We start from the raw sequence: 13,269 nt of genomic DNA, 5'->3' as shown, positions 1-13,269 counted from the left end.
CCAGCAATCACTGGCACAATCGGGAGGGTAGAGCAGCCCCGTACCCATGGGTAGGGGTCCGACCCGGAAAGTTACTGCCGGTACGCCATAAGGTGCGTCTGTGGCGAAGGAAGAGACGCGAGCGAAGACGGTGCGCGAGTACCGCACGGAGGAACTGGCCGAAGCGGCCGGCATCCCGGTCCGCACCCTGCGCTTCTACCGCGAGCGCAAACTGCTCCCGCCGCCCCGCCGCGAAGGGCGGATCGCCTGGTACGACGACCATCACCTGGCCCGGCTGCGCACCATCGCCGCCCTGCTGGAACGCGGCCACACCCTCGGCGGCATCGCCGAGCTGACCGCCGCCTTCGAGAACGGCCGCGACGTGAGCCAGCTCGGCGAGCTGCTCGGCATCGGCTGGTCCGAGGAGACCCCGGTCCGGCTCACCCCGGAGGCGCTGGCCGACTACTTCGAGGGCGAGGTCACCCCGGAGAACCTGGCGGCCTCCCTGGACCTCGGCTACGTCGCCGTCGACGGCGACGCGATCGTGCACGTCAGCCGCCGCCTGCTGGACGTCTCCTCGGCCCTGGTCCGCGAGGGCGTCCCGCTGGCGGCCGTCCTGGAGACCGGCCGCCGCGTCCGCGAGCACGCGGACGCGATGGCCCTGCTCTTCACCGAGCTGATATCGGCCCACATGGCACCGGACGCGCTCACCCGGCTGCGCCCGCTGGCGAAGAGCGTGGTCGAGGCCGAACTGACGATGGCGATGGACCGCCTACTGGCCTCCGGCACGGACTCCGGTCAGACGCCCAGCTCGTAGACCACGGTCACGGGCGCGTGGTCGGACCAGCGCTCGGGGTGCGTCTCGGCCCGCTCCACGAAGGCCTTCACCGCCTTCGCCGCCAGCCCGGGGGTGACCACCTGGAGGTCGATCCGCCAGCCGGCGTCGTTGTCGAAGGCCCGCCCGCGGTAGGACCACCAGGAGTACGGTCCCTCGGTGTCCGGGTGCAGTTCCCGCACCACGTCGACGTAGCCCGCGTCCGAGTACACCTTGCCGAGCCACTCCCGCTCCTCGGGGAGGAAGCCCGCGTTCTTGCGGTTCGTCTTCCAGTTCTTGAGGTCGGCCTCCTGGTGGCAGATGTTCCAGTCACCGCACACCACGACCTCGCGGCCGTCGGCGGCGGCCCGCTCCCCGAGCGCCGCCAGGTACGTCAGGAACTCCCCCATGAACCGGTACTTCTCGTCCTGCTTCTCCGTCCCGGCCTCACCCGAGGGCAGGTAGAGGCTGGCCACGGTCACACCCGGAAGGTCGATCTCCAGGTACCGCCCGGCGGTGTCGAATTCCTCACTGCCGAACCCGACCTGCACGCGCTCGGGCGCCCGCCGCGTGTAGAGCGCGACCCCGGCCCGCCCCTTGGCGGCGGCCGGCGCGAAGACGGTGTGCCACCCCGCGGGGGTCCGGACATCGGCCGGGATCTGCCCCTCCTCGGCCCGCACCTCCTGCAGGCAGACCACATCGGCGTCGGATCCCTCAAGCCACGCGCCGAAGCCCTTCTTGGCGGCGGCGCGGATCCCATTCACATTCACGGAGGTCACTGTGAGCATCCCAGCACCATAGCGGGAGGGTTCCGTACGATATTCGAATGTCTCACCGGATAGACCTCCGCACCGTGCCGTACGACCACCCGGACGCGGTCAAACTCAACGACCAGGTCCAGCTGGAGTATCAGGAGCGGTACGACGGTGAGGGCGACGCCACCTTCCTGGACCCGGCGATGTTCGCCCCGCCGCACGGCCTGTACCTGCTGGCGTACGACGCCACGGGCACCCCGGTGGCGAGCGGCGGCTGGCGCACCCAGGACGAGAACGACCACGGCTACGCGGACGGCGACGCGGAGCTCAAGCGCATGTACGTCGTCCCGGAGGCCCGGGGCCTCGGCCTCGCCCGCCGCATCCTGGCGGTCCTGGAGGCGGACGCCCGCGCGGCGGGCCGCCACCGCATGGTCCTCGAAACGGGCGACCAGCAGCCGGAGGCGATAGCCCTGTACCTCTCCTCGGGCTACACCCTGTCCGCGAAGTTCGGCCACTACCGCTTCCACGACTCCAGCCGCTGCATGACGAAGCCCTTGACCGACGCCTGATCCCCCCTCCCGCCCCAACCAGCCCCGCCGACGCCTCTCAGCCCCGCCAGGGGGCACCTCCCAGCGGTAGCTGGGGGAGCTTGAGGCGCGGGGGCCCGGGGCAGCGCCCCCGCACGGCGCCGCACCCGCCCCACCCCTACCGCGGGAGCCAGACGGCCCGGTCCGTCCCCCACCGGGACGGCCCCACCCCCCACTCCCCAAAGGGACTGGCGGCGTGCCGCAGCACCCCGTACCCCGACGGAGTCACCCGCAGCCACGGCTCCGCCGCATACCCCGAATCCCCCGCCTCCGCACCCGCACCCGCCCCCGCCCCCGCTCGGGAGAGCCCCCGCACCAGCCACGACCCCGTCCCGGCGAGGGAGAACCGCAGCCCCCGCCCGCCCCCCTCCGCCAGCGCCCGCAGCACCCCGGCCGCCACCAGGTACCCCGTCCCGTGGTCCAGCGCCTGCGCCGGCAGCACCCCGGGCCTCACGTCGGGCCCGGCACACGCGGCGGCGATCCCGTACCCCGCCTGCACCAGCGAGTCGAACCCCCGCCGCCCCGCCCACGGCTCCGCCGCCCGCCACCCCCACGCGCACAGCTCGGCCACCACCAGCCCCGGCCACCGTTCCAGCAGCTGCCGCGCCCCGAGCCCGTACGGCTCCAGCGCGCCCGGCCGGTAGCCCGTCACCACCACGTCGGCCTCGGCGAGCAGCCCCTCGAAGACGGCCCGGTCCCCCGCCTCCGCCAGGTCCAGCAGCGCCGACCGCTTCCCGAAGCCGGTGTCCGCGTACGCATCGTCCGCCTCCGGCAGCCGCGGCGGGTCGATCCGCAGCACGTCCGCCCCCAGCAGCCCGAGCGTGCGCGTGGCGACGGGCCCGGCGATGACCCGGGTCAGGTCCAGTACCCGTACCCCCGTGGCGGGCCGGCCGGCCGGGGCATCGCCGAGGGTCCGTCCCCGCGCCCCTGTCACGCGTACGGGCTCCACCAGCGGCTGCGGCTCCCCGTACTCCCGTGCCACGGCGACGGCGAGTCCGCCCGCCCCGTACACGAGCTCCTGCACCTCGACGGCGGCGCGCCCCGCGACCGCGCCGCTCACCGCCGCCGGTGTCGCCGAGGGCAGCCGCAACGCCCGTACCAGCGCGGCTTCGTGGTGCGGATAGTTGGCGTGCGTGCGCACCCAGCCGTCCGACGTCCGCCAGAAGCCGGACAACGGCGCGAAGGTCACCGCCGTGCGCCCCTCGACCCGCAGGTGCCGCTCGCTGACGAACGCCGTCGCCACCGCGCCCTCGTCCACCACCAGCGGAGCCACGTCCTCCGCCCCGCCCCCGGCCCGCACCGCGGCCAGCTCGGCCGCGGCCAGCCCGCACACCCCGACGGTCCCGCGCGCCAACTCGGCCACCGGAAGCGGCCCTTCCCCCAGGTCGCCGGCACCGCGGTAGCGCACCCGCCCGACGAGCTCGGGCGCCCCGCCGAGCGCCTCCCAGGCCTGGGCCGTCCCGCTGCTTCGTTCCTCACCGATCGTCATGAACGCATCTTCGCGCGACCGACCCTCCCAACAGAGCCGTGGCAATGAGCAGTTCGCCCCGCCGGAGGTGTCAGGTACGTTGTGCGGCCGGCCTACGGGCCGGACATCCCTGAACCGAAAGGCATCACCGTGAAGTACCGCGTCATCGGCACCGCCGTCGAGACCCGCCGCGAAGTGAGTGTGCTGAGCCTCGGCACGATGACCTTCGGCACCACCGTCGACGAGGCCACGTCGTACGCGATCCTCGACCGTTTCGTGGAGGCGGGCGGCACCTTCATCGACACGTCCAACAACTACGCGTTCTGGGTCAACGGCACCCAGGGCGGCGAGAGCGAGGAACTGGTCGGCCGCTGGCTGCGCAGCCGTGGCGTCGGCGACGGCATCACCGTCGCCACCAAGCTGGGAGCCCGCCCCAACCAGCCGACCAGCGGCTTCAGTCTGGACGTGGAGGGGCTGTCCGCGAAGGTCATCCGGGAGTCCGCGGAGCGCAGCCGGGACCGGCTCGGCATCGAGCGCATCCACCTGCTGTACGCGCACATCATGGACGAGAACACCCCGCTGGAGGAGACGGTCCAGGGGTTCGCAGAGGTCGTCGCGGACGGCACGGCGGGCCTGCTGGGCGCGAGCAACCACTGGGCCTGGCGGGTGGAGCGCGCCCGCGCGCTGGCCGCGGCGGCCGGCGTCCCCGGCTACGAGGTGCTCCAGCACCACCACAGCTACCTGCGCCAGCGCACCGACCTCCCCAGCCTGCGCTCGCCCGACGGCAACCAGGGCCTGGTGGGCGGCGACCTGCTCAGCTACCTGCGGGACAACCCGTCGCTGACGCAGGTCGCGTACTCCCCGCTGATCGCCGGCGCCTACGTCCGCGAGGACAAGCCGCTGGGTCCGGGCTTCGACCACGCGGGTACCGAGCCGCGCCTGCGCGCGGTCCGCGAGGTGGCCGCCGAGACCGGAGCCACCGTCAACCAGGTGGTGCTGTCCTGGCTGATGGGCGGCGACATCCCGATCCTCCCCCTGGTCGGGGCCTCGTCGGTGGACCAGCTGGAGGAGAGCCTGGCCGCGGTGGACCTCGACCTCACCCCGGCCCAGCGCACCCGCCTCGACGCGGCGCACTGACCCACGAACGCCGAGATCCCGTCCGAGCTGACCGGTCGGACATGTGGTCGCGACCGTAGGCCACTGAACGGCGTCCGGTGGTTCATTCGCCTTCAAGGTGCTGGGGCGCCCGACGGCTGTTTACGGACACCTCTGGCCGTACTTCTGGCTGCGGCGCGGGGGCCTCCTACGATCCAAACCAGGGGAACTGGGGAGGATGAGCATGTCAGGAGACGCAAAAGGCACGGGAACAAGGCTGAACGGCGCGGAAGGTGGACCGGCCGGCTCCCTGGTTCCGGGAGGCGGAAGCGTGTTCGGCTCGACGCCGGCGGAGAAGAAGGCAGCCGCGAACACCATCGAGACCGAGCTGGAGCCCAACACCAAGAAGGCCGCCGACGGTGCGAAGGAAAACACGAGCGCGGCGGCAAGGAACCTTGGCGGCTGGGAGACGGCTTACGGCTTGAAGAAGTTAACGGAGACCTGGGACCAGCAGGTCAAGATGCTGATGGGACGCCTGAGCGCCGAAAAGACCTCACTGCGTGGCACCTCGGGCCTGTTCGTGCAGAACGACGTACGCACGGGTGACGAACTGCGCGCGCTGGGAGCGAAATCCAAGCTCGAAGGACTGTAGGGGGATCGGGCGCGTGTTGACATACCAGGAAGTCATGACGACTGACCTCGGCGTCCTGACGACAGCTGCCGAAAAGTGGCAATCCATGGCCGCTGATCTGTCGAAGGTGGAAGAGCGTTACGGGGAGACGGTCCAGAAGATCACCCTGGGTCAGAACTGGCTCGGGTTCAGTGTGGAAGCGGCGCAGACCAAGTTCGCGACGACTCGGCGCGAGTACAAGTCCGCGCAGACCGAGGCGAAGGCAGTGGCCAAGCTCCTGACGGACGCGCACACCGGTTTCGTGGACCTGAAGAAGAAGGTCGAATCGGCGCGGGACGACGCCGTGGCCGCGGGCATGGCGGTCTCGGCAGAGGGACGTGCGACCTTCGACTTCACGCGGGTCCAGGACCCGGCTCAAGCGCGGACGCTGCGGCGCGACCCGGATCTGAAGAGCGTGGAGCAGTCCTGGACCACGCACATCGCCGCGGCGGTGAGGGCGGTGGACGAGTTCGACAAGGCCGTCAAGCAAGCGCTCGAAGCCGTGGTCGTCGACGGAAACGCCCTCGACGGCACCATCGGGGGGTTCAACGCCTCGGCCAGTCCCGTCATCCCGCCGACGGGGTCGGCGCGGAGCGAGCAGAAGTTCACCGACGCCGAGAAGTGGATCTTCGAGGAGATGAAACGGAACGCAAAGTCGGACACGGTCGGGCAGATACGTTCCCTGCTGGACGAACCCGAGTGGTACGAATTCGGGCGCAACTACGGTTCCGACATCAACGCGGCACTGACCATGTGGGGCGTGAAGGTGGCCCCGGGGCAGGACTGGGACCACAAGCCGCAGCTCCAGGAGCGGTACGACCTCCAGACTCTTGACGACTACTACTTCAAGCAGCCCGGAACGAACCGCGAAGTCTTCTACGACATCTACTCCAACGTCCACTACGGATACGTCGGCCGGGCGGCCGGCTTCGACGCGGACACTTTGATCAAGGGTGCCTCCCTTGGAGAAACGCTGCTCACCGGGGACGACGACCAAGGCGATCAGATCACCATGCGCGTCGGCATGGATCTCTACGACAAGTACGGCGACGACCTGACCGAGGAACAGCTCCGGCAAGGGATCAACGACGCGATGGACCGGATGGAACAAGCGCAGCGCAATGGCGAGAACGTTCCGCAGGTCAGGAACCCGAAGTGACGCGGGGACAGTGGGGCTGCGCGGTCGCCCCCGTGGCCGGTCTGGCCACTGGCGTGCTCGGGTCGGTGCTGCTGGCAGCCGCCTGGCGGGCATGCGACGTAGGGGTGAACGGCGCGGCCAACGGGCTCGCGCTGGCCTTCTACGGAGCCCTGCTCGCGATCGCGGCAACCGTGTGGTGGGGGGTGCTCATCGGGTACGTAGGACGATGGAACCTCACGGTCGCGCTCCTGGGCGGCACGGTCGGCACCGCGGTCATGGTGTGGATCTTTGTGGCTCTCCTCCAGGTCCCCGACGGCTACCGCTGCTGACGAGGACCCGGACGCGGTGATGCGCCGAGCTGTGGGCCCCAGCGGGGACCGGCCATGCCGATGTCGTGGCCCTGCGGATGCGTGGTTGCGCAACGAGGTGATCGACGCGTTCGCGGCTCTCTCGCGTCGGCGGCATCGAAGGGGCGTCCGTACGGACGTACCGGAGGTGGTTGTCGCGCTGCCGGACAGCCACCCGCGGCCCGGCCCGCGTTCGGACGTCACCTCGGACAAGCGCCACAAACGCCGAGATCCCGCCCGGTCTTTCGACCGGACGGGATCTCGTGACGTTCACGAGAGCTACTCGCGAACTGTCGTCTGTGGACCTGTGGGGATTTGAACCCCAGACCCCCTCGATGCGAACGAGGTGCGCTACCAGACTGCGCCACAGGCCCTTGCGACGTGTGAAACATTAGCATCCCCGCGCGGGTGCTCCAAAACCGATATCCCGGAGCGTCCGCGCAGGTCACCGATCACTCGTTCGCGGCGCGCGGGCGGTCTTCGCCCTCGTACTGGTCGAACAGCGGGGTGCGGCCCTTGCCCTGCCCGCGCGGGCGCGGGGTGGTCTGGGGCTTCGGCTCCGGCTTGGGGGGTCCGGGCTGGGCGCGCAGGCGGGGCTCCGTCGGCTCGGCCGTGCTGGAGCGGGTCGCGCTCCAGGCGTCCGGGGCCGCCGGGCCCGTGGCGCGGGGGGCCACCGGGGCGGTCACGTACGTCGGCAGCGGGACCGGGACCGGCTCCCAGCTGTCACCGCGGGCGGGGCCGCGTTCGCGCTCGCGCTGCTGGTCCACCCACTCGGCGTGGTCGGTCTGTTCGACCAGTGCGCGCCGTCCGGCCTCCTGCGGGGAAACCGGTGGCGCAGGGTCCGGTTCGGTGCCCGCCGCGGCCTCGGGCTCACGGCGGCTCGGGCGGTTCTCCCGCAGCTGCCGCGCGGCCGCCTCGGCGCGCCGCCGGTCCATGGTGAACTCGTAGCGCCGTCGCTCCTGGACCCGCAGGTGCACGATGTACGTGCTCAGCAGCAGGGCGGGAACGGCGGGAGCCCACAGGTAGCGCAGGCCGCCCACCGCGGCGACGACGGCGCCGAGGGTGAAGACCAGGAAGAGGAGTGCGGTGGTGCGCCGGCGGCGCGCGAGGACCTGGAGCCGCTGTTCGCGCCGGGCCCGCTCCGCCCGCTGCTCCCGTTCGGCGGTGGCCGGTCTCGGCTCCGCCCTGGTCGGGGGCACGGCAAAGGCCCGGGCGTCGGCGTCGACGGAATCAACCGTTTCCGTCGCGGCGTCCGGGTCCGCGTGGGGCTCCGCCTGGTCGTCACCACGCTCACGCAGCCCCTTGGCGTAACGGCGCTCCATTCCCGCCCGGCCGGAAAGCAGCCGAATGGCAGTGGAGAAGCGTTCCGTCGGACGGGCTTCGTTCAGCTCGTCCTGCCTCCGGAGCCACATGGGCACCAAGTAGGCGGCCCAGGCCCCGACAATGACTGCGTAGATGAGGCCGCTGCTGCTCACACCTCACACCGTAGAGGGGCGCGGCCGAGGGGATCGGCCAATTGGGCCGGTGTGTCGCGCGATCTCGCTGATATCACGGACTTTTTTTGTGATTCTTCGGATCAGGTTATGGGCGAATCGGTTACCCGAGGCCATTAATTCGAACAGATATTCGTTTATCGGCGGTCCGGGCGGTCCCCGCTATTTCGGCGGGGACTGCGAGTGGCGCGCACGGTGCCAGCGGCGCAGCAGCCCCTCCGGGACCTCCTCGACCGTCACCGCGTAGACGAGGTGGTCGCGCCAAGCGCCGTCGATGTGCAGATAGCGCGGCCGCAGCCCCTCCTCGCGCAGGCCCAGCTTCTCCACGACCCGCCGGCTCGGAATGTTCTCGGGGCGGATGCACACCTCGATCCGGTGCAGGCCGACCTTCCCGAAGCAGTGGTCCACCGCCAGCGCGACCGCCGTCGGCATCACACCGCGGCCCGCCACCTCGCGGTCCACCCAGTAGCCGATGTGGCCCGCGCACATCGAGCCCCAGGTGATCCCGGCGACCGTCAGCTGGCCCACCAGCCGGCCCTGGTACTCGATGACGAAGGGCAGCATCCGGCCGGCGTTCGCCTCCGCCCGCAGGTGGCGGACCATCTGGCGGTAGGTGGGCCGCTGGACCACCGGCCCCCACGGCGCGGGCGGCGGAATCGTGGCCTCCCACGGCCGGAGCCAGTCGCGGTTGCGCCGGTTGACCTCGCGCCAGGCCTTCTGGTCCCGCAGCTTTATCGGCCGGAGCGTGACGTCGCCGTCCGACAGGACCACCGGCCAGGTCGGGCCGTTCAGCTCGTGCTCCCGGAGGGTGCCGCCGGTCTGGGGTGGTCGCCGCCCCGCATCTGGTCCACCGCGTGCGGCAGGACGCGGGCCAGGACGGCGAGGCCGTCGCGCACCCCGCCCGTCGAGCCGGGGAGGTTGACGATGAGGGTGCGTCCGGCCACGCCCGCCAGGCCCCGGGACAGGGCCGCGGTCGGCACCTTCGCCAGGCCTTCGGCGCGGATGGCCTGCGGGATGCCGGGGATCTCGTAGTCCAGCACCCGCGCGGTGGCGTCCGGGGTGCGGTCGGTCGGCGAGATCCCGGTCCCGCCGGTGGTCAGGATGACGTCGTAGGCGGCGGCCACGCCCTCGCGCAGCGCCTGCTCGACGGGATCGCCGTCCGGGACGACCCGCGGGCCGTCCACGGTGAAGCCGAGCTCCTGCAGCGCCTCGGCCAGCAGCGGGCCGCCCTTGTCGGCGTACACGCCCTGCGAGGCCCGGTTCGAGGCCGTGACGACCAGGGCCCGGCCCAGCGGCTGCGCGGAGCCCACGGCCTCGGCGGCGGCGCCATGGCTGTGGCCGTGGCTGTGGCCGTGGCTGTGGCTGTGGACCTCGCCGCCGCGCGGGGCGTTCACGAGCGCGCCCAGTCGCCGGACTTGCCGCCGGTCTTCTCCTCCACCCGGACGTCCGTGATGACCGCGCCCTTGTCGACCGCCTTCACCATGTCGATCACGGTGAGGCCGGCGACCGCGACCGCGGTCAGCGCCTCCATCTCGACGCCCGTGCGGTCGGTCGTCTTCACGGTGGCGAGGATCTCGACCGCGTCGTCGGCGACCCGCAGGTCCACCTTCACGCCCGAGACGGCCAGCGGGTGGCACAGCGGGATCAGGTCGGGGGTCTTCTTCGCCCCCATGATCCCGGCGATGCGCGCGGTCGCGAGGGCGTCGCCCTTGGGGACGCCCTCGCCGCGCAGCAGCTCGATCACCCGCGGGGCGACGAGTACCCGTCCGCTGGCCCGTGCCGTCCGGGTGGTGACGTCCTTCCCGGACACGTCGACCATCCGGGCCGCGCCGGCCTCGTCGATGTGGGTGAGCCTGCTTTCGGTACTCATTGCTGCGCCGCTCCGCTCTGGGCTCCCGGGGAGCCTGTGTGGTGCGACACACGCTACCCGCACCGGCCCGACTTCAGCCGAGCAGGATCACTTCCAGCTCCGTCCCCGGCTCCACCGAGGTGACGTCCTCCGGTACGACCATGAGGGAGTCGGCGTGCGCCAGCGCGGCGATCAGGTGGGAGCCCGATCCGCCGACCGGGCTGACCGTGCCGCTCTCGGCGTCGTACTTGCCGCGCAGGAACTGGCGGCGGCCGGCCGGGGAGCCGAGTGCCTTGTCGGCGCTCAGCACCGCGCGCACGCTCGGCCGCCGGACCTCGGACTCCGGCAGCCCCATGAGGGTGCGGATCGCGGGGCGCACGAACAGCTCGAAGGAGACGTACGAGGACACCGGGTTGCCGGGCAGCGCCAGCAGCGGGGTGTGGTCCGGGCCGATCGTGCCGAAGCCCTGCGGCTTGCCGGGCTGCATGGCGAGCTTGCGGAAGTCCATCCGGCCGCCGTCGACGTCCTCGCCCGCGCCCTCGTCGGACTGCCCGACCGAGGACAGCGCCTCCTTGACGACGTCGTACGCGCCGACGCTGACCCCGCCCGTGGTGACCAGCAGGTCGGCCCGGATCAGCTGGTCCTCGATGGTGGAGCGCAAGGTGTCGGCGTCGTCCGCGACGGCGCCGACCCGGTAGGCGATGGCGCCGGCGTCCCGCGCGGCCGCGGCCAGCGCGAAGCTGTTGGAGTCGTAGATGGTGCCCGCCGTGAGCGCCTCGCCGGGCTGGACCAGCTCGCTGCCGGTGGACAGGACCACCACGCGGGGGCGCGGCCGCACCCGTACGGTGCCGCGCCCGATGGCGGCCAGCAGGGCGATCTGCGGCGGCCCGAGGACGGTGCCGGCCGCGAGGGCCAGGTCACCGGCCTGTACGTCGCTGCCGCGGGCGCGGACGTGCGCCCGTGCCTCGGCGGCGCGGTGCACCCGTACCTCGCCGCCCGCGTGTTCGGGGGCGGCGCTGGCCGGGGTCATCCCGGCGGCCGCGCCGCCGCCCGTGCCGCCGTCGGTCCACTCGACCGGTACGACGGCTTCCGCGCCGGGCGGCAGCGGGGCGCCGGTCATGATCCGGGCAGCCTCGCCGGGGCCCACGGTGGGCAGCTCACCGCTGCCCGCCGCGACGTCCCCGACGACGGTCAGCACCGCGGGGAACTCCTCGCTCGCACCCTGGACGTCGGCCGTTCGGACGGCGTAGCCGTCCATGGAGCTGTTGTCGAAGGGCGGGAGGGCGACGGGCACGGTCACGTCCTCGACCAGGACACAGCCCTGGGCGTCCAGCAGTTGGAGCTCGATGGGCTCCAGCGGCCGGACGGCCGAGAGGACGTCCGCGAGGTGCTCGTCCACGGACCACAGACGGTGGCCGGTGTCCTGCGGTGCGGAACTGCTCAAGGTGCTACATCTCCTCCGTGACGTAACGGTGAAGCCAGGTGCGGAACTCGGGGCCCAGGTCCTCGCGCTCGCACGCGAGGCGGACGATGGCCCGCAGGTAGTCGCCGCGGTCCCCGGTGTCGTAGCGACGGCCCCGGAAGATCACGCCGTGCACCGGACCGCCGACGGTCTCGTCGGCGGCCAGCTTCTGCAGGGCGTCGGTGAGCTGGATCTCCCCACCGCGGCCCGGCTCGGTCTCCCGCAGTATGTCGAAGATCGCGGGGTTGAGGACGTAGCGGCCGATGACCGCGTAATTGCTGGGGGCGTCCTCGGGGTCCGGCTTCTCGACGAGGCCGGTGATGCGGACGACGTCGTCCTCGTCCGTGGCCTCGACGGCGGCGCAGCCGTAGAGGTGGACGTTGGCCGGGTCGACCTCCATGAGCGCGATGACGGTGCCGCCGGTGCGGGCGTAGATGTCGGCCATCTGGCGCAGCAGCGGGTCGCGCGGGTCGATGAGGTCGTCGCCGAGCAGGACGGCGAAGGGCTCGCGGCCGACGTGCGGCTCGGCGCACAGCACGGCGTGGCCCAGGCCCCGCGGGTCACCCTGGCGGACGTAGTGCATGGTGGCGAGGTCGCTGGACTCCTGGACCTTCTTCAGGCGGTCGTCGTCGCCCTTGGCGATGAGGGCCGACTCCAGCTCGTAGTTCCGGTCGAAGTGGTCTTCCAGGGCACGCTTGTTACGCCCAGTGATCATGAGAACGTCATCGAGCCCGGCCCCGACGGCCTCCTCGACCACGTACTGGATGGCCGGCTTGTCCACAACCGGGAGCATTTCCTTCGGGGTCGCCTTGGTCGCCGGAAGGAAGCGGGTGCCGAGGCCAGCGGCCGGAATCACGGCCTTCTTGATCACGGGGTGCAACATAGTCATGCCCCGAACGATAGTGGGCTTCCGTCGAACACCGGACGAGATCGCATCAGGTAGATACAGGTATGCCCCGATTCGGAAGGATATTTGATTTCCTCGTGGCAGAGAACCAGCCCACCGCCGCCGCCAAGGCCGAACTGCGCCGAGAACTGCTTGCCGCGCGCCGCGCCTTGTCCCCCGAAAACCGCCGCACGGCGGCCACCGCACTCGCCGTCAGGTCCTTCGAACTGCCCGAACTGGCCGGTGCGCGCACGGTGGCGGCCTACGTCTCCGTCGGCACCGAACCCGGCACCCGGGAGCTCCTCGACGCCCTGCGCACGGCCGGCAAGCGGGTGCTGCTCCCCCTGCTGCTGCCCGACGACGACCTCGACTGGGCGGCGTACGAAGGCCCGGCCACACTCGCCGAAGCCGCCCACCCGGGCAAGATGCGGCTGCTGGAGCCGACCGGCCCCGCGCTCGGACCGGACGCGGTCACCGGGGCCGACGCCGTGCTGCTGCCCGGGCTCGCGGTGGACGGCCGCGGCATGCGCCTCGGCCGCGGCGGGGGCTCGTACGACCGGGTGCTGGAGCGGCTGGAGCGCGCCGGGGCGCATCCCGCACTCGTCGTGCTCCTCTACGACGACGAGGTGGTCGCGCGGGTCCCGGAGGAACCGCACGACCACCCCGTCCAGGCGGTGGCCACCCCGTCAGGGGTGCGCCGCTTCAGTGCATGACGACCTGGTCCGC

At 71.8% G+C, this 13,269-nt stretch carries 15 protein-coding genes and 1 tRNA gene; 7 read left to right on the top strand and 9 right to left on the bottom strand.

What is annotated here, in order from left to right:
- Window positions 1-100: 100 nt before the first annotated feature.
- Complete coding sequence (locus ACFY0D_RS32160; RefSeq protein WP_390801474.1) at window positions 101-796, top strand: MerR family transcriptional regulator; 696 nt, start codon at window positions 101-103, stop codon at window positions 794-796.
- Here the strand turns inward: ACFY0D_RS32160 and ACFY0D_RS32155 are convergent.
- The gene (locus ACFY0D_RS32155; protein ID WP_390801473.1) at window positions 778-1,581 is read right to left on the bottom strand and encodes an exodeoxyribonuclease III; all 804 of its coding nucleotides are present in this window, start codon (window positions 1,579-1,581) and stop codon (window positions 778-780) included. The two genes, ACFY0D_RS32160 and ACFY0D_RS32155, sit on opposite strands and share 19 nt — an antisense overlap.
- Window positions 1,582-1,619: 38 nt before the next feature.
- On the opposite strand from ACFY0D_RS32155, the gene ACFY0D_RS32150 reads away from it, so the two are divergent.
- Window positions 1,620-2,117, top strand: a complete 498-nt coding sequence (locus tag ACFY0D_RS32150) for a GNAT family N-acetyltransferase (RefSeq protein ID WP_390801472.1) — start codon at window positions 1,620-1,622, stop codon at window positions 2,115-2,117.
- Window positions 2,118-2,253: 136 nt separating this feature from the next.
- On the opposite strand, the gene ACFY0D_RS32145 is transcribed toward ACFY0D_RS32150, so the two are convergent.
- The gene (locus ACFY0D_RS32145; protein ID WP_390801471.1) at window positions 2,254-3,624 is read right to left on the bottom strand and encodes a CoA transferase; all 1,371 of its coding nucleotides are present in this window, start codon (window positions 3,622-3,624) and stop codon (window positions 2,254-2,256) included.
- A gap of 129 nt (window positions 3,625-3,753) precedes the next feature.
- Between ACFY0D_RS32145 and ACFY0D_RS32140 the strand changes: the two genes are divergently transcribed.
- The 4 genes from ACFY0D_RS32140 (at window position 3,754) to ACFY0D_RS32125 (ending at window position 6,835) form a co-directional block, all read left to right on the top strand.
- Window positions 3,754-4,740, top strand: coding sequence for an aldo/keto reductase (locus ACFY0D_RS32140; RefSeq protein WP_390801470.1), 987 nt, complete (start codon window positions 3,754-3,756; stop codon window positions 4,738-4,740).
- A 289-nt stretch (window positions 4,741-5,029) separates the two neighbouring features.
- Window positions 5,030-5,350 carry a hypothetical protein gene (locus ACFY0D_RS32135; RefSeq protein WP_390801469.1) on the top strand — a complete coding sequence of 107 codons (321 nt, stop codon included), beginning with the start codon at window positions 5,030-5,032 and terminating at the stop codon, window positions 5,348-5,350.
- Between the two features lie 85 nt (window positions 5,351-5,435).
- Entirely contained in the window at window positions 5,436-6,527 is a 1,092-nt protein-coding gene (locus tag ACFY0D_RS32130) for a polymorphic toxin type 44 domain-containing protein (protein ID WP_390801468.1), read from the top strand.
- A complete protein-coding gene (locus ACFY0D_RS32125) occupies window positions 6,524-6,835 on the top strand; it encodes a hypothetical protein (protein WP_390801467.1) in 312 nt (103 codons plus the stop codon). Before ACFY0D_RS32130 ends, ACFY0D_RS32125 begins: the two co-directional genes overlap by 4 nt.
- Before the next feature lie 318 nt (window positions 6,836-7,153).
- Here ACFY0D_RS32125 and ACFY0D_RS32120 read toward each other — a convergent pair.
- The 7 genes from ACFY0D_RS32120 to galU all read right to left on the bottom strand — a co-directional run bounded on the left by ACFY0D_RS32120 (window position 7,154) and on the right by galU (window position 12,546).
- Window positions 7,154-7,227, bottom strand: a tRNA-Ala gene (locus ACFY0D_RS32120).
- A gap of 78 nt (window positions 7,228-7,305) precedes the next feature.
- Complete coding sequence (locus tag ACFY0D_RS32115; protein ID WP_390801466.1) at window positions 7,306-8,328, bottom strand: hypothetical protein; 1,023 nt, start codon at window positions 8,326-8,328, stop codon at window positions 7,306-7,308.
- Between the two features lie 180 nt (window positions 8,329-8,508).
- Complete coding sequence (locus ACFY0D_RS32110; protein WP_314250661.1) at window positions 8,509-9,117, bottom strand: GNAT family protein; 609 nt, start codon at window positions 9,115-9,117, stop codon at window positions 8,509-8,511.
- A 17-nt stretch (window positions 9,118-9,134) separates the two neighbouring features.
- On the bottom strand, window positions 9,135-9,656 hold the full coding sequence (locus ACFY0D_RS32105; RefSeq protein ID WP_390801513.1) for a molybdenum cofactor biosynthesis protein B: 522 nt from the start codon (window positions 9,654-9,656) through the stop codon (window positions 9,135-9,137).
- Window positions 9,657-9,736: 80 nt separating this feature from the next.
- Window positions 9,737-10,216, bottom strand: a complete 480-nt coding sequence (gene moaC, locus ACFY0D_RS32100; protein WP_030012065.1) for a cyclic pyranopterin monophosphate synthase MoaC — start codon at window positions 10,214-10,216, stop codon at window positions 9,737-9,739.
- A gap of 73 nt (window positions 10,217-10,289) precedes the next feature.
- Window positions 10,290-11,639, bottom strand: coding sequence for a gephyrin-like molybdotransferase Glp (gene glp, locus ACFY0D_RS32095; RefSeq protein ID WP_390801465.1), 1,350 nt, complete (start codon window positions 11,637-11,639; stop codon window positions 10,290-10,292).
- A 4-nt stretch (window positions 11,640-11,643) separates the two neighbouring features.
- On the bottom strand, window positions 11,644-12,546 hold the full coding sequence (gene galU / locus ACFY0D_RS32090; RefSeq protein ID WP_266595593.1) for a UTP--glucose-1-phosphate uridylyltransferase GalU: 903 nt from the start codon (window positions 12,544-12,546) through the stop codon (window positions 11,644-11,646).
- Window positions 12,547-12,641: 95 nt separating this feature from the next.
- Here galU and ACFY0D_RS32085 point away from each other — a divergent pair, with 95 nt between their 5' ends.
- Complete coding sequence (locus ACFY0D_RS32085; RefSeq protein ID WP_390801464.1) at window positions 12,642-13,256, top strand: 5-formyltetrahydrofolate cyclo-ligase; 615 nt, start codon at window positions 12,642-12,644, stop codon at window positions 13,254-13,256.
- Window positions 13,257-13,269: the final 13 nt, after the last annotated feature.

The organism is Streptomyces sp. NPDC001502 (assembly GCF_042894785.1).
Lineage (GTDB): Bacteria > Actinomycetota > Actinomycetes > Streptomycetales > Streptomycetaceae > Streptomyces > Streptomyces kutzneri.
Note: the sequence above shows the minus strand (reverse complement) of the source record. Positions and strands in the feature narration are given on the sequence as shown.

Coding starts and splice junctions, on each gene's coding strand:
- ACFY0D_RS32130 (WP_390801468.1), top strand. CDS start 5,436: ATGGCCGCTGATCTGTCGAAGGTGGAAGAGCGTTACGGGGAGACGGTC.
- ACFY0D_RS32155 (WP_390801473.1), bottom strand. CDS start 1,581: ATGCTCACAGTGACCTCCGTGAATGTGAATGGGATCCGCGCCGCCGCC.
- ACFY0D_RS32145 (WP_390801471.1), bottom strand. CDS start 3,624: ATGACGATCGGTGAGGAACGAAGCAGCGGGACGGCCCAGGCCTGGGAG.
- ACFY0D_RS32150 (WP_390801472.1), top strand. CDS start 1,620: ATGTCTCACCGGATAGACCTCCGCACCGTGCCGTACGACCACCCGGAC.
- moaC (WP_030012065.1), bottom strand. CDS start 10,216: ATGAGTACCGAAAGCAGGCTCACCCACATCGACGAGGCCGGCGCGGCC.
- galU (WP_266595593.1), bottom strand. CDS start 12,546: ATGACTATGTTGCACCCCGTGATCAAGAAGGCCGTGATTCCGGCCGCT.